Origin of the sequence: Caldicellulosiruptor hydrothermalis 108, assembly GCF_000166355.1 — a bacterium.
Lineage (GTDB): Bacteria > Bacillota > Thermoanaerobacteria > Caldicellulosiruptorales > Caldicellulosiruptoraceae > Caldicellulosiruptor > Caldicellulosiruptor hydrothermalis.
Genome location: NC_014652.1, coordinates 1239354 through 1265853 on the forward strand (window position 1 = coordinate 1239354; position 26500 = coordinate 1265853).

At 35.6% G+C, this 26500-nt stretch carries 22 protein-coding genes and 6 tRNA genes; 26 read left to right on the plus strand and 2 right to left on the minus strand.

The features are described 5' to 3' along the window. The first annotated feature begins 190 nt into the window (after positions 1 to 190). The 4 genes from CALHY_RS06145 to CALHY_RS06160 all read left to right on the plus strand — a co-directional run bounded on the left by CALHY_RS06145 (position 191) and on the right by CALHY_RS06160 (position 6029). Positions 191 to 2740 (plus strand): calcium-translocating P-type ATPase, PMCA-type, encoded by a 2550-nt coding sequence (locus CALHY_RS06145; RefSeq protein ID WP_013403110.1) that lies wholly within the window; start codon positions 191 to 193, stop codon positions 2738 to 2740. Between the two features lie 87 nt (positions 2741 to 2827). Beyond that, positions 2828 to 4480 (plus strand): FAD-dependent oxidoreductase, encoded by a 1653-nt coding sequence (locus CALHY_RS06150; RefSeq protein WP_013403111.1) that lies wholly within the window; start codon positions 2828 to 2830, stop codon positions 4478 to 4480. A gap of 14 nt (positions 4481 to 4494) precedes the next feature. After that, positions 4495 to 5169: a 2-C-methyl-D-erythritol 4-phosphate cytidylyltransferase gene (gene ispD, locus CALHY_RS06155; RefSeq protein WP_013403112.1), complete on the plus strand. Its 675-nt coding sequence runs from the start codon at positions 4495 to 4497 to the stop codon at positions 5167 to 5169. 56 nt (positions 5170 to 5225) lie between these two features. Then, on the plus strand, positions 5226 to 6029 hold the full coding sequence (locus CALHY_RS06160; RefSeq protein WP_013403113.1) for an Asp23/Gls24 family envelope stress response protein: 804 nt from the start codon (positions 5226 to 5228) through the stop codon (positions 6027 to 6029). A gap of 7 nt (positions 6030 to 6036) precedes the next feature. Here CALHY_RS06160 and CALHY_RS06165 read toward each other — a convergent pair whose 3' ends face one another. Then, entirely contained in the window at positions 6037 to 6795 is a 759-nt protein-coding gene (locus tag CALHY_RS06165) for a DUF6062 family protein (protein WP_013403114.1), read from the minus strand. Positions 6796 to 6983: 188 nt separating this feature from the next. Between CALHY_RS06165 and CALHY_RS06170 the strand changes: the two genes are divergently transcribed. The 22 genes from CALHY_RS06170 to CALHY_RS06275 all read left to right on the plus strand — a co-directional run bounded on the left by CALHY_RS06170 (position 6984) and on the right by CALHY_RS06275 (position 26241). After that, a complete protein-coding gene (locus tag CALHY_RS06170) occupies positions 6984 to 9347 on the plus strand; it encodes an ATP-binding protein (protein ID WP_013403115.1) in 2364 nt (787 codons plus the stop codon). A 20-nt stretch (positions 9348 to 9367) separates the two neighbouring features. Beyond that, the gene (locus CALHY_RS06175; RefSeq protein WP_013403116.1) at positions 9368 to 9880 is read left to right on the plus strand and encodes a nitroreductase family protein; all 513 of its coding nucleotides are present in this window, start codon (positions 9368 to 9370) and stop codon (positions 9878 to 9880) included. 20 nt (positions 9881 to 9900) lie between these two features. Beyond that, positions 9901 to 10293, plus strand: coding sequence for a secondary thiamine-phosphate synthase enzyme YjbQ (locus CALHY_RS06180; RefSeq protein WP_013403117.1), 393 nt, complete (start codon positions 9901 to 9903; stop codon positions 10291 to 10293). A gap of 123 nt (positions 10294 to 10416) precedes the next feature. Further along, positions 10417 to 10501 (plus strand) — tRNA-Leu (locus tag CALHY_RS06185). A 55-nt stretch (positions 10502 to 10556) separates the two neighbouring features. Next, positions 10557 to 10646, plus strand: a tRNA-Leu gene (locus tag CALHY_RS06190). 5 nt (positions 10647 to 10651) lie between these two features. After that, a tRNA-Met gene (locus tag CALHY_RS06195) sits at positions 10652 to 10727 on the plus strand. Positions 10728 to 10748: 21 nt separating this feature from the next. Further along, positions 10749 to 10825 (plus strand) — tRNA-Met (locus CALHY_RS06200). A gap of 20 nt (positions 10826 to 10845) precedes the next feature. Then, positions 10846 to 10920, plus strand: a tRNA-Glu gene (locus tag CALHY_RS06205). Positions 10921 to 11114: 194 nt separating this feature from the next. Continuing rightward, positions 11115 to 11726, plus strand: a complete 612-nt coding sequence (locus tag CALHY_RS06210) for a TetR/AcrR family transcriptional regulator (RefSeq protein WP_013403118.1) — start codon at positions 11115 to 11117, stop codon at positions 11724 to 11726. Between the two features lie 3 nt (positions 11727 to 11729). After that, on the plus strand, positions 11730 to 12827 hold the full coding sequence (locus CALHY_RS06215; RefSeq protein ID WP_013403119.1) for an HlyD family secretion protein: 1098 nt from the start codon (positions 11730 to 11732) through the stop codon (positions 12825 to 12827). Between the two features lie 31 nt (positions 12828 to 12858). Further along, on the plus strand, positions 12859 to 13581 hold the full coding sequence (locus CALHY_RS06220) for an ABC transporter ATP-binding protein (RefSeq protein WP_013403120.1): 723 nt from the start codon (positions 12859 to 12861) through the stop codon (positions 13579 to 13581). Positions 13582 to 13610: 29 nt separating this feature from the next. Next, positions 13611 to 14720, plus strand: a complete 1110-nt coding sequence (locus CALHY_RS06225) for an ABC transporter permease (RefSeq protein WP_013403121.1) — start codon at positions 13611 to 13613, stop codon at positions 14718 to 14720. Positions 14721 to 14790: 70 nt separating this feature from the next. Beyond that, positions 14791 to 14877: transfer RNA gene (locus tag CALHY_RS06230), tRNA-Leu, on the plus strand. Positions 14878 to 15184: 307 nt separating this feature from the next. Further along, entirely contained in the window at positions 15185 to 16858 is a 1674-nt protein-coding gene (locus tag CALHY_RS06235) for a sensor domain-containing diguanylate cyclase (protein ID WP_013403122.1), read from the plus strand. Next, positions 16855 to 17316, plus strand: coding sequence for a transcriptional regulator NrdR (gene nrdR, locus CALHY_RS06240; RefSeq protein ID WP_013403123.1), 462 nt, complete (start codon positions 16855 to 16857; stop codon positions 17314 to 17316). The genes CALHY_RS06235 and nrdR overlap by 4 nt, the downstream gene beginning before the upstream one ends. 184 nt (positions 17317 to 17500) lie before the next feature. Next, positions 17501 to 17947 carry an Hsp20/alpha crystallin family protein gene (locus CALHY_RS06245; protein WP_013403124.1) on the plus strand — a complete coding sequence of 149 codons (447 nt, stop codon included), beginning with the start codon at positions 17501 to 17503 and terminating at the stop codon, positions 17945 to 17947. Positions 17948 to 18032: 85 nt separating this feature from the next. Then, positions 18033 to 20627, plus strand: a complete 2595-nt coding sequence (clpB, locus tag CALHY_RS06250) for an ATP-dependent chaperone ClpB (protein WP_013403125.1) — start codon at positions 18033 to 18035, stop codon at positions 20625 to 20627. Between the two features lie 153 nt (positions 20628 to 20780). Continuing rightward, a complete protein-coding gene (locus tag CALHY_RS06255; RefSeq protein WP_013403126.1) occupies positions 20781 to 22082 on the plus strand; it encodes a phenylacetate--CoA ligase family protein in 1302 nt (433 codons plus the stop codon). 21 nt (positions 22083 to 22103) lie between these two features. Further along, the gene (gene iorA / locus CALHY_RS06260; RefSeq protein WP_013403127.1) at positions 22104 to 23840 is read left to right on the plus strand and encodes an indolepyruvate ferredoxin oxidoreductase subunit alpha; all 1737 of its coding nucleotides are present in this window, start codon (positions 22104 to 22106) and stop codon (positions 23838 to 23840) included. 4 nt (positions 23841 to 23844) lie between these two features. Continuing rightward, a complete protein-coding gene (locus tag CALHY_RS06265) occupies positions 23845 to 24438 on the plus strand; it encodes an indolepyruvate oxidoreductase subunit beta (RefSeq protein ID WP_013403128.1) in 594 nt (197 codons plus the stop codon). Between the two features lie 2 nt (positions 24439 to 24440). Next, positions 24441 to 25742: a phenylacetate--CoA ligase family protein gene (locus CALHY_RS06270; protein WP_013403129.1), complete on the plus strand. Its 1302-nt coding sequence runs from the start codon at positions 24441 to 24443 to the stop codon at positions 25740 to 25742. Between the two features lie 67 nt (positions 25743 to 25809). Next, positions 25810 to 26241, plus strand: coding sequence for an ACT domain-containing protein (locus CALHY_RS06275; RefSeq protein ID WP_013403130.1), 432 nt, complete (start codon positions 25810 to 25812; stop codon positions 26239 to 26241). A 61-nt stretch (positions 26242 to 26302) separates the two neighbouring features. Here CALHY_RS06275 and CALHY_RS06280 read toward each other — a convergent pair whose 3' ends face one another. Next, positions 26303 to 26500 carry an alpha/beta-type small acid-soluble spore protein gene (locus CALHY_RS06280; protein WP_013403131.1) on the minus strand — a complete coding sequence of 66 codons (198 nt, stop codon included), beginning with the start codon at positions 26498 to 26500 and terminating at the stop codon, positions 26303 to 26305.

Genomic DNA, 26500 nt, shown 5'->3' on the forward strand with positions numbered 1-26500 from the left:
AGCACCCTTCCGAATTTAAATTTTCATTTGCTGGCTACTTTAATACATTATAAACCTGTTTTATGTGAAAATAAATATAAGAATTTTAATATTTAGCTCACTTTTTTAAGCCTGTATTTGTTCTTCATAAAACATTGAGCTTTTTAATAATATTGTTTATAGATATTCAGGCGAGGATGATAAAACCACGATGCTGAACAATCTTAAAAGCTTTGAAAAAGGGCTTTCTTTCAAAGAAGCTGAAGAGAATATGGAAAGATTTGGTATAAACGAGATTGAAATTGAAAAAAGAAAGAAACCTCTTTCAATATTTTTAGACCAGTTCAAAGACATTCTGGTTCTGATTTTGGCTGTGTCTACGGCTTTATCATTTTTGCTCGGCGAGTTTTTAGATGCTATTGTTATCTTTTTCCTTATAATTTTAAACGGAACGCTGGGGTTTATTCAGGAATACAAAGCCGAAAGAGCTTTGGAATCATTAAAAAACTACATTTCCTACAAAGCAAAAGTCATAAGAGACGGAAAATTAGAAGTAATTGAAGCAAAATATGTAACAGTAGGAGACATTGTAGTAATTGAAGAGGGAGACAGAATTCCAGCAGATGGAGTATTAGTCGAAGGATATTCACTGAAGGTTGATGAGTCTATCTTAACAGGTGAGTCTACAGCAATGGACAAGGATGTTCACAGTGAAAATAGGCTTTATATGGGTACGTACGTAGTCAAAGGAAAGGGTTTGATGAAGGTTACTTCAATAGGGCTTAACACCAAAATGGGACAAATAGCAAAGGTACTGGGAGAAACACAGGAGACTAAAACACCTTTGCAAGTCAGATTAAACCAGCTTGGTAAAATACTTGCTGTAATTTGTATTGCTATATGCAGTGTAATAGTAATACTGGGAATAATTAGAGAACAAAATATCTACGACATGTTTATGATAGGAATAAGTTTAGCAGTTGCAGCAATTCCTGAAGGTCTTCCTGCTGTTGTAACAATTACCTTGGCAATAGGGGTTCAGCGTATGGCAAAGAAAAATGCACTTGTAAGAAAGCTTTCATCTGTTGAGACCTTAGGGTGTGTAAATGTTATTTGTTCAGACAAAACAGGGACTTTGACAGAGAACAAGATGACTGTGAAAAGGATAGAGACAGTTGACATGAGCATAGAGGTTGAAGGGACAGGGTATGATTTAAAAGGAAGGATTCTTTTAAACGGCCGAATTGTAAAAAATCAGCTTCTTGATTACATAATGATGTGTGCTGTTAACTGCAACAATGCAGAGTTAGAAAAAATCAGAAATGACTTAAAAACAAGCGGTGACCCAACTGAAATAGCACTTTTGGTTTTGGCAAAAAAATATAAAGAGTATATAAAAAGAGAAGAAAAAGTAGCAGAAATACCTTTCGATTCTAACAAACGGTATATGGGTGTGACAGTAAAATATGGTGATAGCAGTATTTTATTTGTCAAGGGTGCATATGAAAGCTTGATTGGAAGATGCAAGTTTTATATGTGTCAAGATGGGACAATAAAAGAACTTACCTCCTATGAAAAGAGGATAATTGCCAAGAAAAATGAACTGATGTGCAGTGCAGCATTGAGAGTTTTGCTTATGTGCATGAAATTTAATTCTCAAGATGTAGATGATATGATTTTTTTAGGTCTTGTTGGAATGATAGACCCACCTAAAAGAGGTGTCAAGCTGGCAATTAGCAAGGTAAGAAAAGCTGGAGTTAAAACAGTTATGATAACAGGTGACCATAAACTTACAGCGTTTGCAATAGCAAGGGAACTTGGAATTGCAGAAAGCTTTGAAGAGGTGGTCACAGGCGAAGAACTTGAAAAGGATGAGAAGTTTATTGAAAAGAATATTGACAATATTTCGGTATTTGCAAGGGTAGACCCGCTTTGCAAACTAAAAATTGTAAGACTTTTAAAAAGAAAAGAGAACATTGTTGCCATGACAGGCGATGGAGTAAATGACGCACCAGCAGTCAAAGAAGCGGATATTGGTATTGCCATGGGGATAAGTGGAAGTGATGTTACAAAAGAAGCTGCTTCAATGGTATTACTTGATGATAATTATGTCACGATTGTTCATGCGATTGAAGAGGGAAGAATTATCTATGACAATATAAAAAAGTTTGTTAAATATCTTCTTGCTTGTAATATTGGCGAGGTATTGATAATGTTTTTTACCTCAATATTAAATTTGCCAATTGCACTCTTGCCCATGCAAATTCTATGGGTAAATCTTGTGACAGATGGTCTTCCTGCAGCAGCTCTTTCTCTTTCCAAAGGTGATGAAGACGTAATGAAAAGAAAGCCAAGACCCAAAAAAGAAAGCCTTTTTGCAGGTGGACTGATGCAAGAAATAGTATTAAGAGGGCTTTCAATCGGCATATTTGCAACCTTGTCGTTTTACTTACCTCTTTTTAAAGGCTATGACATCAAAACAGCAAGAACAGTTGCATTTGCCACACTTGTAATATCTCAGCTCATTTTTGCTTTTGAGTGTTCAACAAATAAAAGAAATATACTCTCAATGTTGTTTGGGAACATATACCTTTTGATTGCTGTAATTACATCATTTGTATTATTTTTACTGGTAATATATATACCACAGCTGGGTATAGTATTTGAGGTAAGTTCCTTGAAAAGTCTTGAATGGGGCATCATCATAATCTGTTCATTATTTCCATCTTTGCTTCATAATATATTTGCAAAAAATATCTAAAGTGATAAAATGAAATGAGAAGGTAATTTGATAAAGAAATAACATTTGAAATTTGAAATCATTAATAGAAAGGGGAATGGCAAACAAATGAAAATTGTGATAATCGGTGGAGTTGCAGCTGGAGCATCTGCAGCCACAAAAGCCAGAAGAACAAACGAAAATGCTCAGATTGTACTACTTGAGCAGGGAGAGTATGTATCATTTGCGAACTGCGGTCTTCCGTACTATGTTGGTGGAACAATCCCAAAAAGAGATAGCTTGCTTGTTGTAAGAGAAGAGCTGTTTAGGAAAAGATATAACATTGATGTTCGCACGTTATCCCAAGTTATAAAAATTAACAGAAGTAAGAAATCTGTGACCGTTTTAGACAAAAGAAATAATACAACATATGAAGAAAGCTATGACAAGCTTATCATTGCCACAGGTGCAAGGCCTTTTGTTTTGCCTTTTTTGAAAGATTGCAAAAACTCTTATACATGTTTTACACTCTACGATGTTGATAAAATAAAAGAGGCTTTCTCTGCAGCTCCAGTAAAAAAAGCAGTTGTAATTGGAGCTGGCTATATTGGCATGGAACTTGCTGAGCAGCTAAATCTTCTGGGTGTGGATTGTACCATTGTTGAACTAAAAAGTTCTATTTTGCCTCAGTTTGACAAAGAGATGACAAACCCTGTTGTGTATACGTTAAAAGAAAAAGGTGTCGATGTGAAGACTGGGGTATCTGTGGTTGATGCAGATGTTATTGACGGGATTGCAAAGAGGTTAAAACTTTCAAATGGCGAAGAGATAGAATGTGATGTTGTTTTCCAGACAGCAGGTGTGATACCAAATGTTGAGCTTGCAAGGGAAGCAGGCCTTGAAGTGAACAGGGGAATTGTGGTAAATAACAAGATGCAGACCTCTGACCCTGACATTTATGCAGCCGGCGATGCAGTTGAAGTAAAAAGTATTATCACAGGCAAAAATGTATGGATTCCTTTGGCAGGACCTGCAAACAAGCAGGGAAGAGTTGCTGGGTGCAATGCAGCAGGCGGAAATTTGGAATTCAAAGGTGTTATAGGAAGTTCTATTATCAAGGTATTTGACTGGGCTTTGGCGAAGGTTGGACTTAGCGAAGCTGAGTGTAAAGACCAAGGACTTGATTATAACGTGACCATTGTTCATCCTCTTCATCATGCTGGTTACTATCCTGGAGGAAAACAGCTAACAATAAAACTTATATTTGACAATACAACTGGCAGAATTTATGGTGCACAGGTTGTTGGGAAAGAGGGAGTTGACAAAAGAGCTGATGTTATTGCAACTGCAATATATGCAGGTTTGACAGTATTTGACCTGGAAAATCTTGACCTTGTATATGCGCCGCCATTTTCATCTGCAAAAGACCCTGTTATAATGGCTGGCATGACAGCTTCTAATATAATACGTGGAGAAGTTAAGAATATTTTGCCTGACAGAGTATTTGAACTTCTTGACAGCAAAGGACATCTTATCTTGGACGTAAGAACACCTGAAGAGTACGAGTTTGGACATATAAAGGGAGCGATAAATATTCCTGTAGATGAGCTGAGAAGCAGACTAAACGAACTTCCAAAGGACAAGAAGATTATTGTTTACTGTGGTGTTGGATTCAGGTCATACCATGGATGTTTGATTTTAAAAGCAAACGGTTTAGATTGTTTGAATATGAGCGGTGGCTGGACCTCATGGAGAATGTACTATCCTGATATGGTAGAGTAAGTGGAGGGAAAAGAGTGAAAACATGCGCTATTTTGTGTGCGGCAGGTAAAGGCACGAGGTTTGGGGGGGATACCCCCAAACAATTTTTATTTTTAAAAGGTAAGATGATAATTGAATATTCTCTTGAAGTGTTTGAAAAATCACACTTTATTGATGGAGTTGTGCTGCTTGTACCTCAAGGTTTTGAAGATATTGCAAGAAGTTTGAAAGAAAAATACAGCAAAGTTGTTTATTGGGATTATGGTGGGAAAGAGAGAGCAGACACTGTAAAAAGAGGATTGGAGATTTTAAAAGGTGAATGTGATATTGTTGCAATCCACGATGCTGCAAGACCTTTTATTACTTTAGAGCTTCTGGAAAAGCTAATTGCTGAGGTTGAGACTCATTTTGCAGTTGCGCCTTGCATTTTAGCAATGGATACTGTAAAGTTTGTAGTGGATGGTCACATACAAAATACATTGCCACGGTCTAATATATGTTTGGTACAAACACCTCAAGTTTTTAAATTTGATTTAATATACAGAGGATATGAGATGTTTAAAAATGAGTTATTTACAGATGATCTTCAGTATGTTGAACGATTGGGTATAAAGCCTAAAATAATTGAAAATAGTAGAATAAATTTCAAGATAACAACAAAAGAAGACCTCCTGATTGCAGAGGCTATTGTAGAGAAGGGGTATTGGTAGTAAAATATCTTTTGAAAGGTTTTAAAACTTTTTGAAAAGGTTGTGAGGCTGTGAAAGTGTATGCTTTAGTTGGACCAAGTGGTACAGGTAAAAGCTATAAGGCAATAGTTGTTGCGAAGATGCTGGGAGCAAGTGCTATAATAGACGATGGTATTTTGGTTTACAACTCAAAGCTTGTTGCGGGAAAGTCTGCAAAGAAAGAACCTACATATTTGGCTTCGGTAAGAAGAGCGCTTTTTATGGAAGATGATCATGCAAATGAAGTAAAGAAGGCAATAAAAGATTTGAACATTGATTCAATTTTAATCTTAGCTACATCCAAACAGATGGCACAGATGATAGCAAAAAGATTAGAATTGGGAAGTATTGAAAGGTTTGTTGATATCAAAGAAGTTTCGAGCGACCTTGAGATAAAAAAAGCAATAACCATGCGAAATAAAGAAGGAAAACACGTTGTACCTGTTCCGACTTTTGAAATAAAAAAGGACTTTTCGGGTTTGCTGATATATCCTTTAAAGCTTTTTAAGAGAATTAACCTCAACGATTATATTGTTGCCGAAAAGACTATAGTAAGACCTACCTTTAGCTATTTGGGTGAATATACTATTTCAGAAAATGTCTTGATTGCGTATGTTCGCAGAGTACTCAAAAAAAGCAATGATATTGCTAAGATACTTTCAATTGACCTTGCTATCAAAAATAATCTGTTGTATATAAAGATTGAGGTTATATTAAAATTTGGTTGCAACATAAAATCTGTACTTGAAGGGATACAAAGGGAGATAAAAGAGGAGATAGAATATTATACCTCAATAAATGTAGAGTATATTCACATCATTGCAAAAGGAATACAGGTTTAGAAAATATTTATTTGTATTTTCCCAATTTTTCTGTTGCATTTAAAAGCGAATTTCTTATCTCTTCTGTAATAGTATTATTGGCATTTCTGTAATCAAACTGTTTGTTAAAATCACAGACGTTTGTATAGATTCGAGTAAGATTTTCAAGCTCAATTTTACAAATTTTTTCAACAAAGTTGTTAAATTCTTTTCCGGACAAATGGTCTACGGAGTATTTCAAAAGTTCATTAAAGTGATGTAAGCAAAAGCCTTTTGAAGAGAGAACCTTTTGCTGAAAATCTTTCTGGTTTTTCCACATGAAAAAGAATACTTCAAAATAATTTTTCATTCTTAATTGAATTCTTTCGCAAATAACGCACTTAGAAGAGAGATTTTCTAAGTACTGTATTATATCTGTCAATTTGTTTTTGTTCAAGTTTTGATTGCCAAAAAGTTTTTTTATAAACCCTTCTTTTTGATGCAAGTTTGATTCTGAAAGATTAAAATATATAAGATTTTCAAGATTTGTTTTTATCTCATTGAGGTGAGTTTCCAATATAAGTCCGTAAGGAAGTTTATTTTTTTGTTCAAGCAGCATATGAAAGTGCCTTCTGCAAAACCCTTTTTTGTTGGTTTCTATTCTTGCATCAACCTCCATAACACTTTCCCCAAGTACAATTTCAATACATTGTTTTTCGAAATTATTTTCAAGGTAACAAAAAGCACATTCGCAATTTTTTGAAAAAGCATCATTGACAGGAATCATATATATCTTTTCGTTTCCCATTTGCATTCAACTCCTTATATTTTTTATTTTATTAATTGTTACCAGTTTTAAAATGGTTCATAACATTTATTTTACAGCCTTTTTTTCTTTGTAACAACAACAATGTTGTTTTTATAAAAAAGAATAAATATCGAAAAAATGGGTATAAAATTTTTAAAGCAAAACTACAAAGATGGAGTGAAAAGCTTATGAAACTTACACCAGATAAATTAAAAAAGAAGGTGGATTTATCCAATTTTGAATTTAAAACCACAAACGAGATAGAACCTTTAACCACCATAATTGGACAAGAAAGAGCTAAAAGAGCATTTGAGTTTGGACTGAGCGTTACCACCAAAGGATACAACATTTACATGTGTGGTCCTACAGGTACAGGTAAGACAAGTTTTGCCGAAAATTATTTAAATGAGATAGCTAAAAACAAGCCTGCTCCGAACGACTGGGTTTATGTTTATAATTTTGCCAATCCTGACTCACCTATTGCAATATCTCTGCCGAAGGGAATGGGCAAAGTTTTTAAGAAGGATATGGCAGATTTTCTGGAGTTTGTAATTAATGATTTAAAGAAGGTTTTTAACAGTGAGGAATACGAAAATGACAAAAACAATATCTACAATGAGTACCAGGAAAAAAGGACCCAGCTTTTAGATAGGTTAGCTGAAGAAGCAAGGGAATATGATTTTGAGATAAAATATACTCCAAGCGGTGTGTATTTTATTCCTATTGTAAATGGTAGGGCGATTTCAGAAGAGGAATATCCTGAGTTAGAAAAGACTATTAGAGATGAAATAGAAAGAAAGGTAAAAAAGCTTCAACTTGAAACTCAAGAGGTTTTAAAGAAGATAAAGATTCTTGAAAGAGAGTTGAAAGAGAGAATAAAAGAACTACAAAAGAGGATAGCTGTCTTTACAATAAGTCATTATGTATACGAAATCAGAAGCAAGTATAAAGATAACATAAAAATTTTGGATTATATTGATAGCGTAACAGATGACATTATTGAAAACCTTGATGATTTTTTGGACAAAGAAGAGGAAGATACACAATTTCCTTTGCAATTTGTTCCATATAAAAAGATCTCAAGACTTGATAAATACAAGGTCAATGTAATCGTTGACAATTCAGAATTAGATGGCGCGCCTGTTGTTTATGAAGTAAATCCAACCTATTACAATCTCATAGGCAAAATTGAATATGATAACGAGATGGGCAACATCCTTGTTACAGACTACACAAAAATCAAGGCGGGCGCGATTCACAGGGCAAACGGGGGATATCTCATCCTTCAGGCCAAAGATTTGCTGAGCTATCCACAGGCATGGGAAGCCTTGAAAAGAGTACTAAAAACAGGTCAGATATTCATTGAAAATCTAAAGGATATCTATGGACTTTTTATAACCCCTTCTTTAAAACCAGAACCTATACCAGTTGATTTAAAGGTTATTTTAATTGGCAGTGAGTATATTTATAATATCCTATACACATACGATGAAGATTTTAGAAAGCTTTTCAAGATTAAAGCTGATTTTGACAGCGAAATGGATTACAATCAAGATAATCTCTACAAAATGGTTCAGTTTATTAGTTCATTTTGTAAAAAAGAAAATTCATTGCCATTTTCCAAGGATGCTGTTGAGAAAGTGATTGAATATTCCTGCAGACTTGTTGAGAACCAGGAAAAGCTTTCAACGCGGTTTAATGAAATTGTTGAGATATTGGCAGAAGCTAACACCTGGGCTGAACTAGAAAAAAGTAATGTGGTGAAGAAGGAACATGTGAGCAAAGCAATTTGCGAAAAAGAATTTAGAAGTGCAAAATATGAAGAAAAGATAAACCAGATGATTGAGAAAGGTACTATTTTAGTTGATGTGGATGGCTACAAGGTAGGGCAAATAAATGCTCTTGCAATTCTGGATGTTGGTGACTATGTTTTTGGCAAACCTTCTTTAATAACAGTTACCACAAGTAGCGGAAGAAGTGGTATAATAAATATTGAACGTGAAGTACAAATGTCTGGCAAAACTCATAGCAAAGGTATTTTGATTATCTCAGGGTATATCGCCCAGCTGTTTGCCCAAGATATGCCACTTGCATTAAACGCCACTATATGTTTTGAACAACTATATTCTGGTATTGAAGGTGATTCTGCATCAGCAGCTGAACTTTGTGCTCTGCTTTCAGCCTTGAGTGATGTGCCCATTTATCAGGGGATAGCAATAACAGGTTCTGTAAACCAAAAGGGAGTGATTCAGCCTGTTGGTGGCGTAACAAAAAAGATAGAGGGTTTTTACTATGTTTGTAAAAGAAAAGGATTGAATGGAAATCAGGGTGTTATAATCCCGCATCAAAATATAAAAAATTTGGTATTGTGTGATGAGGTAGTAGAAGAAGTTAGAAAAGAAAATTTTCACATCTGGGCAGTAAAAACAATCGATGAAGCTATTGAGATTTTGACAGGTAAAAGGTTTGAAGAAGTGGTGCTTTTAGCAAGACAAAAGTTGAAAAGATACTTAGAAAATTTAGTAAATCTTAGTGATAAAAAAGATGAATAAGAAAGGGGAGATATTTTGAAATGTCTGCAGATGTATTAGAAGTTTTAAAATCTCGAAGAAGTATCAGAAAGTACAAAAAAAATGTGGTCATAGAGAGGGAAGTTATTGAAAAGATTATTGATGCTGCGAGATTTGCACCTACTGCAAGAGGAAATGAAGGTTGGGAATTTGTTGTAGTAACAGATGAAAACATCAAAAGACAAATTGCTCAAAAAGCCCGATATGGCAGATTCATAGAAGATGCTTCATGCTGTGTTGCTGTGCTTTATGAAAAAGATTTCGAATATATTTTAGAAGATATGTCAGCGGCGACCACATATATTTTATTGGCTGCAAAAGCATTAGGACTTGGCAGTTGTTGGGTTGCAAGCTATAAAAAGGAGCATTCAGAAGATGTCAAGAAGCTGCTAAACGTTCCAGACAATTTAGAACTTTGTGCGCTCATTGCAATAGGTTATGCTGATGAAGAACCTGTAAGAAACAAAAAGCCCCTATCTTCAATACTTCACTGGAATAAGTACCAAAGAAAATAATACGGGAGGGAATTTCTAATTTGTTTAGGGAAATTGAGATAAGAACAAAAGATAGAGTAGATTTTGTTGATATTACAAGTAAATTAAAAGAAATTGTTAGACAGTCTAATATTGAAGAAGGACTCATGACAGTGTTTGTTCCACATACAACTGCAGGTATTACAATCAATGAACATGCTGACCCGTCGGTTGTAAGTGATATAAAAAAACAACTTGAAAAGTTAGTACCGGAAAATAATGGCTATAGCCACAGTGAGGGGAATTCTGATGCGCATATAAAGGCAAGCCTGATAGGTTCATCTGTTAACATTATAATTCGAAATGGTGAGATGATGCTTGGTACATGGCAAGGCGTGTTCTTTTGTGAGTTCGATGGTCCAAGGAGAAGGAAGATATATGTGTATATAAAATAAAGTTTTTATATGCTCCGAACACCTTATGAGTCAATAGCAAGGATTAAGACAGGTGTTCGGAGCAAAAACCTTTACATTTGACAAAGAAGAAAGCTTGTGCTAAAATATAATACGCAAAAACAAGCGGGTATGGCGGAATTGGCAGACGCGCTAGACTTAGGATCTAGTGGCAACAGCCGTGGGGGTTCAAGTCCCTCTACCCGCACCAAGAGAAAAATATCTTGACAAAAGCAAGTGAAATCATTAAAATATATAATTGCGATGCCGGAGTGGCGGAACTGGCAGACGCACAGGACTTAAAATCCTGGGACCTGAATAAGGTCGTACCGGTTCAAGTCCGGTTTCCGGCACCAGATATCGCGGGGTGGAGCAGCTGGTAGCTCGTCGGGCTCATAACCCGAAGGTCGGAGGTTCAAATCCTCCCCCCGCAACCAAATTATAAATATGATAGAAATGGCGGCGTAGCTCAGTTGGCTAGAGCATGCGGTTCATACCCGCAGTGTCAGCGGTTCGAATCCGTTCGCCGCCACCATTTTATGTAATAAGAAGTATGGCCCCGTGGTCAAGTGGTTAAGACACAGGCCTTTCACGCCTGTAACAGGGGTTCGAATCCCCTCGGGGTCACCAAATAAAAAAGGAAAAAAGGGCTTAGAAAAAAAGCCCTTTTATTTATTTTATACAATCTTTTCAATATATTTCTTCTCCCTTTTCACCACAGTTTCGAATGTTAAGTTTCGTTTTTTTGAGATTGACAGTCAAAGTCTTTTAATTTATAATAAAAGTGAGTAAGTACTTACTTAATAAAAGGTGGTGAGAAATTAGTGAAAAAGAGTGAAGTAACAAAAAACAAGATAATCCAAGCAGCTATAAAGCTTATTTCTCAAAATGGTTATGCTGCTACAACTACAGCTCAAATAGCGAAAGAAGCAGGAGTTTCTGAGGCCACACTTTTTAAGTATTTTAAAGACAAAGAAACCCTTCTCAAAGAGGTTATCAAGGCAGGAGTGACACAGATTCTTAGCCAGGTTGCTCTTTTACCATTAAAAGAAAATATTAAAAAGAGTATGGCTTTAAAAACTCCAGATTTTATAAAGTCATTAATACGTGAAAGACTTGAAATGGCAGAAAAAAATATTGATATTTTCAAGGTCGTGTTGATTGAAATACAATACAATGACCTTCTAAAAAAAGAGGTAAGTGAAAAAATGGTACCCAAAACCTGTCAAGCAAAGCAGCTTATTGAAAGAATACTTATGCAAAAAGCTGATGTCAGTTCTGATATGGCAAAGGGTCTTTCAAGGGTAATGATAGGGACGGTATTGACTTTTCTTATTCAAAAATACATTTTGGGAATTGAGACTTCTGAAGATGAACTGGATAGAGAGATTAACAATGTACTTTTGGTATTCAAAAAAGCAATTGGGGAGGAGTAAAAAATGCCAAGTATAAAAATCAAAACAAAATTGGTTTTGTTGTTATCTTTTTGTATAATTTTTTTGTTTTTCTTGACAGGATGTAAAGCAAAAAATGGAGAAGATATTTATTCATCGACAGTTGAGGTAAAAAGCATAGATATAAATAGTGAAATTGCCGGCAGGGTAGAAAAGGTGTATGTTGAGGAAGGTTCTAAAGTAAAAAAAGGAGATGTAATAGTCAAACTAGATAGTGGTATTTTGGAAATTCAAAAAAACTTATCTTTGTACAATCTTGAAATTGCAAAGATTTCTTCTAAAATTGCAAAAGAAAATCTTGAAATTGCAAAGCTAAAATATGCTCTTATGAACAAAAAACCATCTAAATATCAGTTAGAGCAGTTGAAAGAAAGTATTTTTCAACTTCAAACACTTAAGGAAGGAAATGCAAAGAACATTTCTCTGCTTCGCCAAGCTATTGAAGATTTAAAAGCTGTTAGGGTTTCAAACACTGAAATGCTTAAAACTTTGACTGAACTAAAAATTCAACTGAATTCCTTGGAGGCGCAAAATGAAAGTGTGGCACATCAAATTAATTCTCTTGAAGTTCAGCTTCAAATGGTAAAAAACGAGACTGTAATGCCCGAAGACAAGTCAATATATGCGATATCAGTCGAAATTGCTCAAAAGAATTATTCACAAGCTTTAGAATATGTAAAAATAGCAGAAGGGAACTTGAAACTTTGTGAGGAAAATCTAAAAAAAGCCTCCATCATTTCACCAGCAGATGGTATTATTTCGATAAAGGGCGTTGAAGAAGGTCAATTTATTGGACCTGGTAGTTTTGTAGCTCAAATTTCTCTTGACTATTATTACCTTAAAATTTATGTTCCATCAACTGAGCTTGGAAAAGTAAAGATAGGAAAAGAGGTTAGTATTGTTTCTGAAGATGGGCAGAAAGCATATGGAAAGATTGTGTATATTTCTGATAAAGCTGAATTCACTCCGCGGAATGTAGAAACAAAAGAAGAAAAACAGAAGATGGTGTTTATGGTAAAGATAGATGTTACAAAGAATAAAGAGATACTCAAGCCTGGGATGATTGTAAACGTAATCTTGTAAATCATTTTTAGAAAGGTAGGTGAAGGTTGATTTGGACAAAGCTATAAAAATTGAAAGACTTACAAAGAAATTCGGTAGCTTTGTTGCGGTGAATAATATTTCATTTGAGGTTCCAAAGGGTTGTATTTTTGGACTGCTCGGACCTAATGGCTCTGGGAAAACCACAACTATAAAAATAATCTGCGGAGTATTAAGAGCTACAGAGGGTTATGTTGAAGTTCTTGGGAAGGATGCTTCAAAATACCCTGAAGAGGTAAGACAAAATATTGGGTATGTTTCTCAAAAATTTAGTTTGTATGAGGATTTGACGATTGAAGAGAACATCAATTTTTATGGAGCTGTGTATGGTCTTTCAAAAAACGAAATTGAGACAAAAAAGAAACAACTTGTAAAGCTTTTCAAATTTGAAGGTAGAGAAAAGTCTCAAGTCAGTACCTTATCCGGCGGAATGAAACAAAAACTTGCTTTTGCATGTGCCACACTGCACAATCCGCAAATCCTAATTTTGGATGAGCCCACAGCAGGAGTTGACCCCATTTCAAGAAAGGAATATTGGGAAATGATAAAATTTTTTTCAAACAGCGGTGTGACAGTGCTTGTAACAACCCATTATATGGACGAGGCAGAAAGATGTGATGTTGTTGCATTTATGTTCAATGGAATTTTAAAAGAGATTGACACACCTTATAATGTAAAGAAAAAGTATATGTCTGACAGCATAGAGGATGTCTTTGTGAAGGTATTTTCTGAGTAAAAGTGTTCAAAAAGAGGTGTTAGTTTGCTATGAGAGGATTCTCAGCAAGAAGGTTCTTTGCTATTGCTAAAAAAGAATTTATTCAAATAAAAAGAGATAAAGCAAGTTTTGTTTTGGCATTTGTAGCACCGTTTATTATGCTTATGCTTTTTGGATACGCTGTTAAAATGGATATAGAGAATGTTGTAATCGGCGTACTTGATATGTCAAATACACTTGAAAGCAGAGAAATTATAAGGAAACTTCAGAATACCAGGTATTTTAAGCCAAATTTGTTTGCACAGAATCAGAAAGAAATTGATGAGTGGCTTGACAGTGGAAAAATTAAAGCTGCCCTGATTATTCCTTCAGATTTTTCTACAAAGCTAAAGCAAAAAAGAAGTCCACAAATTTTATTCATTGTTGATGGCACAGACCCAACAATAGCAAAGACAGTATTTACAAGTGGTATTTTAACAATACAAAATATGTATAACCAAAGTATTTTAAATAAACCTTTTATTGATTTGAGAACAAGAGTTAAGTACAACCCTTCAATGAAAAGTGAACTTTTTACAATACCCGGTCTTATGGGTTTGATAATGCAGAACATAACAATTATATTAACTGCTTTTGCTATTGTGAGGGAAAGAGAAAAGGGAACTATTGAACAGCTGATTGTAACACCTATAAAATCAATTGAACTGATATTGGGTAAACTTGTACCTTATATATTTCTTGGATTTGGAGATTTTTTGGTGGCGCTACTGTTTGGTGTTGCTTGGTTTAAAGTACCAGTGAGAGGCAGTATATTATTACTTTTGCTCTTTGGTTTGGAATTTGTTCTATGTGCTCTTATGATAGGAATGCTTATCTCTTCTATTTCAAAAACCCAGCTTCAGGCAATGCAGCTTGCTCTTTTGTTCTTACTTCCAAGTGTTCTACTTTCAGGTTTTATGTTTCCGAGAGAAGCAATGCCATCTGTGATAAAGTTTTTAGGTAATTTTGTTCCTCTTACTTATTTTCTTGTAATCTTACGCGGGATTGTTTTAAAAGGAGTAGGAGTTGGGCAACTTTGGGAAGAAGTACTGGTATTAGTGCTTCTTGGAATATTTCTTTTGCTGGTTTCTGTAAAAAAATTTTCAAAAAAGCTTGATTAAATCCCAAATAATGTTATTGACAGACCATGTGGTAATGGCTTAAAATATATTGAAGAAAGAGTGAAGTTTTGCGGATGTGGCGGAATTGGCAGACGCGCAAGACTCAGGATCTTGTGGGGCTCTCCCCATGGGGGTTCAAATCCCCCCATCCGCACCAAGCAAGATGTGAGAAGGTATAAGTTGAATGGGATAAAATGGTAATAGACCCGTTAGATACACACTGTCTAACGGGCTTTTTTATTTTAGAATTGCAAGCTTCACTTTATACAATTATTCCATTGATTCCCTTCAAAGGTTTGTCACTTCTTTTTATAGACAGAGCTTGTGAGATGTAATATAATAAAATAAAAGTATACTTGAGCTGTATTTTTGGTAAATGTAAATATATAACATAAATGCAAAAAAAAAAAAAAAAAAAGTTGTTACTTGAAGACAATGGATTGTTATAAATGGGAGGAAGGCTTGTGAGCACTGAAAAAATAGCAATTGAAAGAGAATACATAAAAATTTCATGGTTTTTAATTTTGGCAATAGCAGTGTACTTACTTTTTGATAAGCTGTTATTTTCACCCACTATAGAAGCTCTTTCTTTTTCACAGTGGCTTGTTCCCCTAATATTTTTGTTTATCTCAGTAGGTTACAATGTATTCAAAACATGGCTTTTTAATAAAGATGGACAGATTAATGAGGAAGTCTTTAGGTATCTGAAATTTTTTGAGGTTGTAAATCTTGTATTCTTTTTCGGATATGAGAGGCTTTTTGATTTGATGTTTGTCATATCGCTTGTATTCCTGTTCTACATTGAAAGAGTAAATATAAAAAGCCTAAGGCAAGTAGCAATAGTCTTAATTTTTTCATATACATTTTTTATATTTCTCGATTTTGTTACCAACAATATCAACAGCGAAGATTTGAGAAACCTATTTTATACCTTATTTTACATATTTTGGTTTTCTTCTTCTAACAAGCTTGAACTATTTAAAAAAGGCCAAACTAATGAAATTAATATAAAGCTAAGACAATTCGAAGAAAATTTGAAAAAACAACAGAAACTTTGTGAGGCAAAAGACGCAAAAATCAAAGAATTGGAAAGAGAAATAAGCTATCTAAAGGAGATTAACAAAAGACTCAATATCTCTCTGGGGGAGTTTTTTAATCTTCAGGAAATTAGTAAAATAATAACACAAATACTTGACACAAATGAGCTTCTAAAGTTTGTTAATGATGTTTTAATTGGCGTCACTGGTGTTGATAAAAGCTCCATATTGTTATTTAATAAAGACAAAACAGAACTTTATGTTGCATTCTCTAATCTTCCAGAAAACGAGCAAAAAGAAAGTTTTAAGCAGGAGAACATAGAGTGGCTCAGAAGTGTTGCGTTAAATTGTGAAAATGGTTATAGAAATAAGGTAAGCAGTGAAGATTGTCCTTTTATAAACGGAAGAGCTACAAAATCGATAATGTATGCTTCATTAGCAACAAAGAATGACAAGTATGGAATAATATTACTTGAACATATCTTTGAAGATGTGTTTACAGAAGACAATCTTAGATTTTTAACATCCATTGCTGCACAAGTTTCAATTGCACTGGAAAACTCCAGTTTGTATCAGCAGATGAGATCAATGGCCATGGTTGATGGGCTGACAGGTGCTTTCAATAGAATATATCTTTATGAAGTCTTGGAAAGAGAGATTCAGGCATCTGCTGGAAGGTATCCGATTAGCATTGCTCTTTTTGATGTTGACAACTTTAAAAAGCTAAATGATACGTATGGTCATTTATTTGGCGACAAGGTATTGCAAACAATAGTTAGAATAGCAAGAGAAAAGGTGCGAAAAGGTGATATTGTTGCACGTTATGGAGGAGAGGAATTTATAATAGTCTTTAATCACCTTGAAAGTAATGAAGCTTACAAGGTAGTTGAGAGAATCAGAAGAGCTATTGAAAGTGAAACAATAGAAGATAATTTGATTCAAACACGGGTAACAGTTAGCTTTGGTATTGCTTCTTATCCTTTGCATGCTGAGAATGTAAAGGATCTGATCAAATGTGCAGATGTTGCCATGTACAGAGCAAAAAGCAGTGGTAAAAATTGTACAGTAGTATATAATCAGGAATTGGAGATGAAAGTATGAGATGTCCATTTTGTGGATATGAAGATAGCAAGGTTGTTGATACTCGACCAACTGATGAGGGAAGAACTATTAAAAGAAGACGTGAATGTTTAAAGTGTCAGAAAAGGTTTACCACATATGAAAAAGTAGAAAGGCAGCCCATTTTAGTTATTAAAAAAGATAATAGGAGAGAAGAGTTTGACAGGAATAAAATCTTAAATGGAATTATAAAAGCGTGCCAGAAAAGACCTGTTTCTATTGAGCAGATGAATAAGATTGTAGATGAAATTGAGAATGAGATTTATAATTCTATGCGCGAAGAAATCTCATCAAGAGAAATTGGTGAGATGGTTATGGAAAAGCTCAAGAAGATTGATGAGATTTCATATGTGAGGTTTGCTTCTGTTTACAGGCAGTTTAAGGATATAAATACCTTTTTAGAAGAGCTTCAGAAGCTTTTAACAGAAAAGATAGAATAATCTTGAGAGAGAGTGAGAAAAATATAGATAGAGTAAGAAAAATCACAGAAAATCGTCGATTTTGAGCAAATTTGAGAATTGAAAGAGAGAGGAAAAGGTATATAATAGTAATTGAAAGTCAAAGATAGTCAAAATCAAAAATCGTACTAAAAATAAAAAATGGAAAAGAGGAGGGTGATGTGAGATGCTCAGAGACATAGTTCCATTTGGCAGAAGACCATTTGACATCATGAGAAAGATTGAAAGAGAGTTTTTTGACATTGATGACTGGTTTGAAGATTTCTTTGCACCTTTTGAAAAAGGTACAAGATTCATGAGGACTGACATTAAGGAGACTGAAAATGAGTATATTATAGAAGCAGAACTTCCGGGGGTCAAAAAAGAGGATATCAAGATAGAGCTTTATGATAACAAACTTACAATAAAGGCAGAGACAAAGAAAGAGGAAAAAGAAGAGAGAGAAAACTTTATAAGACGAGAAAGAAGATATGGTGCATTTTCCCGAACATTCTATCTTGACAATGTAAAAGAGGATGGCATTAAGGCAAAATACGAAGACGGAATCTTGAGAATAGTACTTCCAAAAGAACGACCTTCAAAGCCTAATGTAAAAACAATTGATATAGAATAAGCAAATCCTCAGGGAAGGCCAAAGACCTTCCCTGATTGTTTTATACTGTGCTTTATATACTTTTTCCGCGAGGTGTTGATTCGAGATGAATATGGAAAGATTTACTCAAAGTCTTCAAACAGCTCTTTTAGATGCTCAAAATACAGCTATTGTTTACAAGCATCAGGAAATAGGAGCAGAGCATCTCCATTATGCGCTTGTGAATGAAGATGATAAACTTGTAGCAAAGATTCTTAAAAACATGGGTATTGACATAGAGCTTTATAAAAGAGATATTGAAGAGCAGCTGAAAAAGATTCCAATGGTATACGGACCTGGTGCTTCAACGGTATACGTAAATAGATATGTAAACGAGATTTTAATCAGGGCAGAAGAGGAAGCAAAAAAGTTTAAAGACGAATATATAAGCGTTGAGCATGTTTATTTAGCTATGATAGACTCAGATATCCCTTCTTCTAAGAGTATATTCAGAAAATATGGAATTACACGCGAAAAATTTTTACAGCAGCTTTATAAAATTAGGGGAAATCAAAGAATAACAAATCCTAATCCCGAGGAAGTCTATGAAGTTTTAAAGAAATATGGACGAGACCTTACTGATCTTGCAAGGAAAGGCAAGCTTGATCCTGTAATTGGAAGAGATGAAGAGATAAGAAGGGTTATTCAAATACTTTCGCGCAGAACAAAAAATAACCCTGTTTTGATTGGTGAACCTGGAGTTGGTAAAACTGCTATTGTTGAAGGACTTGCACAAAGAATTGTAAAAGGAGATGTTCCAGAGGGGCTTAAAGACAAGACAATTTTTGCTCTTGATTTGGGTGCCCTCATTGCAGGTGCAAAATACAGAGGAGAGTTTGAAGAAAGGCTGAAAGCTGTTTTAAATGAAATCATTGCTTCTGAAGGAAGAATAATACTTTTTATTGATGAGATACACAACATAGTAGGAGCAGGAAGAGCAGAAGGTGCTATGGATGCAGGAAACCTTTTAAAGCCCATGCTGGCGAGAGGAGAGTTACATTGTATCGGTGCAACAACAATTGACGAGTATAGAAAATATATAGAAAAGGATGCTGCACTTGAGAGGAGATTTCAGCCTGTTTTAGTAAATCCTCCATCTGTTGAAGATACCATTTCCATTTTGAGAGGACTTAAAGAGAGATTCGAAATCCATCACGGAGTACGAATCACAGATAATGCTTTGATTGCAGCAGCAAAGCTTTCGGACAGATATATTTCAGATAGGTTCTTGCCTGACAAAGCAATCGACTTGATTGACGAGGCAGCTTCACTTTTGAGAACTGAGATAGACTCAATGCCCACAGAACTGGATGAAATTACAAGAAAGATTATGCAGCTAAGAATTGAAAAAAATGTCTTGCAAAAAGAAGAAAATACGAGCGCAAAACAGCGCATAGAGGAGATTGAAAAGGAAATTGCGCAGCTTCAAAGCAGGGCAGATGAGCTTTCAGCTCAGTGGGAGTACGAGAAAGAGCTGATTAAAGAGGTAAGAAGAATAAAAGAGGAGATTGAAAATGTTAAGATTCAAATTGAAGAGGCTGAAAGAAGCTATGACCTCAATAGACTTTCTGAACTGAAATATGGCAAGCTCATAGAGCTGCAAAAAGCTTTAGATAGAAAACGTCAGGAGTTAGAAAAGATCCCACCGGAAAAAAGACTTTTAAAAGAGGAAGTAACAGAAGAGGAGATTGCAAAGATTGTATCAAAGTGGACAGGAATTCCTGTTGCAAAGCTTGTAGAGACTGAAAGGCAAAAGATTTTAGAGCTTGACAAAATTTTGCACAGACGTGTTGTTGGTCAGGATGAAGCAATTGAAGCTGTGTGCAATGCAATAATGAGAGCACGAGCTGGGATAAAAGACCCGAGAAAACCAATAGGCACCTTCTTGTTCTTAGGTCCAACTGGTGTTGGTAAAACAGAACTTGCAAGAGCGTTAGCTGAAGCTCTGTTTGACTCTGAAAGCAATATGATAAGAATTGACATGACAGAGTATATGGAAAAACACTCGGTTTCACGTTTGATTGGAGCACCCCCAGGATATGTTGGGTATGAAGAAGGAGGACAGCTTACAGAAGCTGTTAGAACAAAACCTTATTCGGTTGTGCTTTTTGATGAGATAGAGAAAGCTCATCATGATGTTTTTAATCTTCTCCTCCAAATAATGGATGATGGTAGACTTACTGATTCTAAAGGCAGAACAGTGGATTTTAAAAATACTATAATTATAATGACTTCTAACTTGGGAAGCGAATATCTTTTGAATGCTAAGATTTCAAATGGCGAAATAGATGAAGAGACACGGAAACTAATAGATAGAGAATTAAAATTACATTTTAGACCAGAGTTTTTAAACAGGCTTGACGAGGTAATAATCTTCAAACCTCTCACAAAGGAGCAGATTATAAAGATTATCGACCTCCGAGTTGCAGAGATTCAGCAAAAGCTGATAGAAAAAGGAATTTCAATAAGGCTGACACAAAGAGCAAAAGAGTTTGTTATGGAAAATGCCTTTGATGTAAACTTTGGTGCAAGGCCAATAAAAAGGTTCTTGCAGAAAAATGTTGAGACACTTATAGCAAGAGAGATTTTAAAGGGTACCATTGTTGAAGGTGACAGTATTGATATAGATGTTGAAAATGGAAAGTTTGTTATAGTAAGATAAAGCCATGTCAAACATTTTGTGAGGTTTGACATGGTCTTTTTTTTAGCTTTTTTGCTTGAAAAAGATAAGATATTAAAATATAATACTTAATAAGTTTGTGGTTTTTGCATACTTGAATTTATACATAAAAGGTAGGAAGGATGGTAGGTCGGGATGATATGGTCTGAATATGAAAAACTCAATAGAAAGCAGTATGAAGAATTACAACTTGAGAGACTCAAAAGAACGGTAGAAAGGGTTTATGAAAATGTTCCTTTTTACCGCAAAAAATTTGATGAGATAGGAGTAAAGCCACATCATATCAAGACTTTGAAAGATATTCGTATTCTTCCCTTCACAACTAAGGATGACCTGAGAGAAAACTATCCGTATGGTCTTTTTACCGTTCCTCTTTCAAAAATTGTTAGAATTCACGCCTCCTCAGGCACAACAGGTAAGCCCACCGTTGTAGGATATACAAAACATGACATAGAAGTGTGGACAGAGGTTGTTGCAAGAATAGTAACAGCAGCAGGTGTTAGGGAACATGATATTGCTCAGATTGCCTTTGGTTACGGCCTTTTCACTGGTGCGTTTGGGCTTCACCAGGGTTTAGAAAGGGTTGGTGCAACAGTAATTCCAATTTCAAGTGGTAATACTGAAAAGCAGCTTATGGTTATGCAGGATTTTGGAGCTACAGTTTTGGTATGTACACCGTCTTATACACTTTACATGGACGAGGTTGCAAATGAGCTTGGCATTGATAAGTCAAAGATAAAGCTAAGATTGGGTCTTTTTGGTGCAGAGGCTTCAACAGTTGAGATGAGAAGAGAGATTGAAAAGAATTGGGGACTTTTTGCAACAGAAAATTATGGACTTTCTGAAATAATTGGTCCAGGGGTTTCTGGAGAATGTGAGTATAGAGAAGGGTTACATATAAATGAAGACCATTTCTATCCTGAGATAATAAATCCCGACACAGGAGAGGTTCTTGAAGAAGGAGAAACAGGAGAGCTTGTATTGACAACCATTACAAAAGAAGGTATGCCTCTTATAAGATACAGAACAAGAGATATTACATCACTGATATATGAGCCTTGCAAGTGCGGAAGAACAAATGTGAGAATGACATCTGTTAAAGGAAGAACAGATGATATGCTCATAATTCGAGGTGTCAATGTGTTTCCATCTCAGATAGAAAGTGTTCTGATGGGAATTGAAGGTATAGGTCCTCACTATCAACTTGTTGTTACAAAGAAAGGATATTTGGATGATTTAGAAGTTCATGTAGAGCTTGTAGATGGAAAGCTTTTAGAAAGATATGCTGAACTTGAAAAATTAGAAAACAAGATAAAGCACAGGATATTTACTGTATTAGGGTTAAATGTTAAGGTAAAACTTGTTGAACCAAAAACTCTTGAAAGAACTACCGGAAAGGCAAAAAGGGTAGTTGATTTGAGAAATAAAACCAATTAAAAGTAGTGGAGGCTGAGTAAATTGAAAAAGCTTTTGCTAGGGAACTATGCTGTTGCCAGAGGATGTTATGAAGCAGGAGTTAAAGTTGCAACAGCTTACCCTGGAACACCTTCAACAGAGATTACAGAGGCGATAGCACAGTATGATGAAATCTATTGTGAATGGGCACCAAACGAGAAGGTAGCGCTTGAGGTTGCAATTGGTGCAGCTATATATGGTAAACGTGCCATCTGTTCAATGAAACATGTAGGCTTGAATGTAGCAGCAGACCCTCTTTTTACTGCATCTTACACAGGAATAAATGCCGGGCTTTTGATAGCTGTTGCAGACGACCCAGGCATGCATTCGTCCCAAAACGAGCAGGATACCAGAAATATAGCAAAAGCTGCAAAAGTGCCTGTATTAGAACCAGCTGATAGTCAGGAATGTATTGATTTTGTCAAGATTGGTTTTGAGATAAGCGAAAAGTTTGATACTCCTGTAATTTTGCGTCTTACCACAAGAGTTGCTCATTCTCAATCTGTTGTAGAAGAAAGACCTCGAGAAGAAGTATTGTTTAAATACAAAAAAGATATACAAAAGTATGTCATGATGCCTGCAATGGCCCGTTCACGCCATGAATTTGTAGAAAGAAGATTAAAAAGTTTAAAAGAATTTTCAGAGACATTAGGAATAAATAAAATTGAGCAAGGAACCCGGAAAATAGCTTTCATTACCTCTGGGATAGCCTACCAGTATGTAAGAGAAGCTTATCCTGATGCTTGGGTTTTGAAACTTGGCATGGTGTGGCCACTTCCGGAAAGACTTATAAAAGATTTTTGTTCACAATTTGAAAAAGTATATGTGGTAGAAGAGCTTGACCCATTTTTGGAAGAGAACATAAAAGCGATGGGGATAAACAATATTGTAGGAAAAGAAATTTTCAAATTGACAGGAGAATACTCACCATCGTTTATAAAAAGGGCGGTGGAGAACAACGAAATTGAGGTTCCATACAAAGTAAAACAAACACTTCCTCCAAGACTTCCTGTGCTCTGTCCTGGTTGTCCACACAGAGGAATTTTTTATGTTCTAAGCAGGCTAAAAGATGTTATCATCACAGGGGATATTGGATGTTACACCTTAGGGGCACTATCTCCTTTTAATGCAATGGACAGTTGCGTTTGCATGGGTGCAAGTATTGGAATGGCGCACGGAATATCAAATGCATCAGATAAAAAGCAAAAGGTTATCGCAGTGATTGGAGATTCTACCTTTGTTCACTCAGGGATACCAGGTATTATTGATGCTGTATACAATGGTTCTGATATACTTGTTATGATTTTGGACAACTCAACAACTGGAATGACAGGGCATCAAGACCATCCTGCAACAGGATATACAATAAAAGGAGAGCCAACTTACAAACTTGACATAGTGAGCCTTTGCAAAGCCTTAGGCTGCGTTGCAGTAGAGGAAATAAATCCGTATAAAATAAAGGAAAATGTAGAAAAAATAAAGCAATTATTAGACCTCCCAGGTGTTAAGGTTGTGATTGCTAAAGCACCATGCAGGCTGCACCGAAGATATAAATTTACAATTTCAAAAAGATATATTGATTTTGAAAAATGCAAGAATTGCAGATTGTGCTTGAGCTTGGGCTGTCCCGCTATTTCCTTAAAAGATAAACCTACAATTGATGCTAACTTATGTCTTGCATGTGGAATGTGTGAGGATGTTTGTAAATTTGGAGCAATTTCAAGTCAAAAGGAGCAGTGATTGCATGAAAAAGAATATAAATATATTGGTGGTTGGTGTTGGTGGTCAGGGAAATATATTATTTAGCAAAATTTTGGGAGAAGTTTTATTAAATGCTGGATACGATGTAAAAATTTCTGAAGTCCATGGTATGGCTCAAAGAGGTGGAAGTGTAGTTACATATGTAAAGGCAGGTGAAAAAGTATTCTCACCTCTTGTAGACAGAGCAGAAGCGGATTATATTTTGGCGTTCGAAAAATTAGAAGCTTTAAGATGGCTTGAGTATCTGAAAAATAATGGCATTTTGATATATTCAGATTATGAAATTCCTCCTCTGAGTGTAATAACAGGAGCTTATGAATATCCTGATGTAGAAAAAATCTTGCAAACAGTTGGTGTTAAGGCTTGTAGGGTTGAAGTCAAAAAGCTGCTTTCTCAGTTAGGAAATTCAAGGGTTCAAAACACACTGATGTTGGGATTTTTTAGCAGGTTTTTGGATATAGATGAGGCTTTATTTAAAAAGTCTATAGAGAGGAATGTAAAAAAAGAGTTTATTGAAATTAATTTAAAAGCATTTGAACTTGGTAGAAGAATAGAAATGTGTGAGGTGGAAAAGTGAAGATGAGATATTGGGATGAACACATTGAGTGCATGGACAGAAGTACTTTGCAAGAGATTCAGTTCAAAAGACTTGTTGAAACTGTGAAAAGAGTATATACCAGTGTGCCGTATTACAGAAAAAAGATGCAAGAGCGTGGCATTATTCCTGAAGACATAAAGAGCTTGGACGACCTAAAAAAACTTCCATTTACTACAAAACAGGACTTGCGTGAGAACTATCCGTATGGGCTTTTTGCAGTACCTTTGAGCGAAATTGTAAGAATTCATGCTTCTTCTGGAACAACAGGCAAACCTACTGTTGTCGGATACACAAAACATGATATTGGTATTTGGTCTGAGGTCATGGCAAGGACACTTGTGGCAGCTGGAGCTGACAAACACTCGTTTGTCCAGATAGCATATGGTTATGGTCTTTTCACAGGTGGGCTTGGTGTTCACTACGGGGCAGAGCGAATTGGGGCCTCAGTAATACCAATTTCATCTGGCAATACAAGAAGACAGATTCAGCTTATGGTGGATTTTGGAACAACGGTTTTGGCTTGTACACCGTCATACGCTCTTTATCTTGCTGAAACTATGGAAGAGATGGGAATTGACAAATCTCAGCTTAAGTTAAAGTCAGGGGTGTTTGGTGCAGAGCCGTGGTCAGAAAATATGAGGAAAGAGATAGAGTTAAAACTGAATATTAAAGCTTATGACATATATGGTCTTTCTGAAATAATTGGACCCGGGGTTTCGTTTGAATGTGAATATCAGTGTGGAATGCATATAAATGAAGACCATTTCTTACCTGAAATAATTAATCCCGAAACAGGAGAGGTTTTAGGTGAGGGAGAATATGGGGAACTTGTCTTTACAACAATTACAAAAGAAGGACTTCCACTTATAAGATACAGAACACGAGACATAACTACTCTTCACTATGATAGGTGCAAGTGCGGAAGAACCTTAGTGAGGATGGAAAAGGTGATTGGCAGAACAGATGATATGATAATTATTCGTGGTGTCAACGTTTTCCCATCTCAGATAGAAAGTGTCCTTCTTGAGATGGGCGAGGTTGAACCACATTATCAGCTGATTGTTGACAGGGTAAACAATCTTGACGTTCTTGAAGTTTTGGTGGAAGTTTCTGAAAGAATGTTCTCTGATGAGGTCAAAAAACTTGAGCAGCTTGAGAAGAAAATAACAAAGGCTATTGAAGAGACTCTTGGAATTTCTGTAAAGGTTCGACTTGTTGAACCAAAAACACTTGAAAGAAGTGAAGGAAAGGCCAAAAGAGTTATTGACAAGAGAAAAATATAATTAAAAAAATTGGGTATCTATATAATAGGTAAAGTGGCAAGTTTGTTATTGTAGGAGGTAAATTGGAATGTTTGTAAAGCAAATTTCAGTTTTTTTGGAAAACAAATCAGGCAGGCTTGCAGAAGTGACAGGGATATTAGGTAAGCACGATATAGACATCTCAGCTTTGTCAATTGCTGATACAACCGATTTTGGTATCTTGAGGCTGATTGTTAACAAGCCTGATTTGGCCCTGCAGGTTTTGAAAGAAAATGGTTTTACAGTATCGGCAACAGATGTAATTGCGATTGCTGTGGAAGACAAACCAGGAGGGCTTGCAAAGGTTCTTGAGATTCTTTACAGAAGAGACATAGGAATAGAATATATGTACGCTTTTGTTGGTAAAGTGACCGACCAAGCTCTTGTTATACTAAAAGTAGAGAAAGCTGATGAAGCAATTGAAGTACTAAGGGAAAACAATGTAAAAATACTTCCAGCTGAAGAGGTATATGCATTGTAATAATTTTATTCTACTAATTGAAAAGATGGGGAGGAAAGTTTTGGCTTTCCTCCCCGTCTTGTTATTGCTGATTTTTTGCCCTGTTTTGATAGTCCTGTATCATCTTTTTAACCATATATCCACCGACAGTTCCAGCTTGTTTTGCAGTGATGTTAGGATTGTAGTTGTCAAGAGTTACACCAACTTCACTGGCAGTTTCCTGTTTTAATTTGTCAAGTTGGGGTGCTGCCTCTGGAACAAGTCTCTTTCTTCTTGGCAT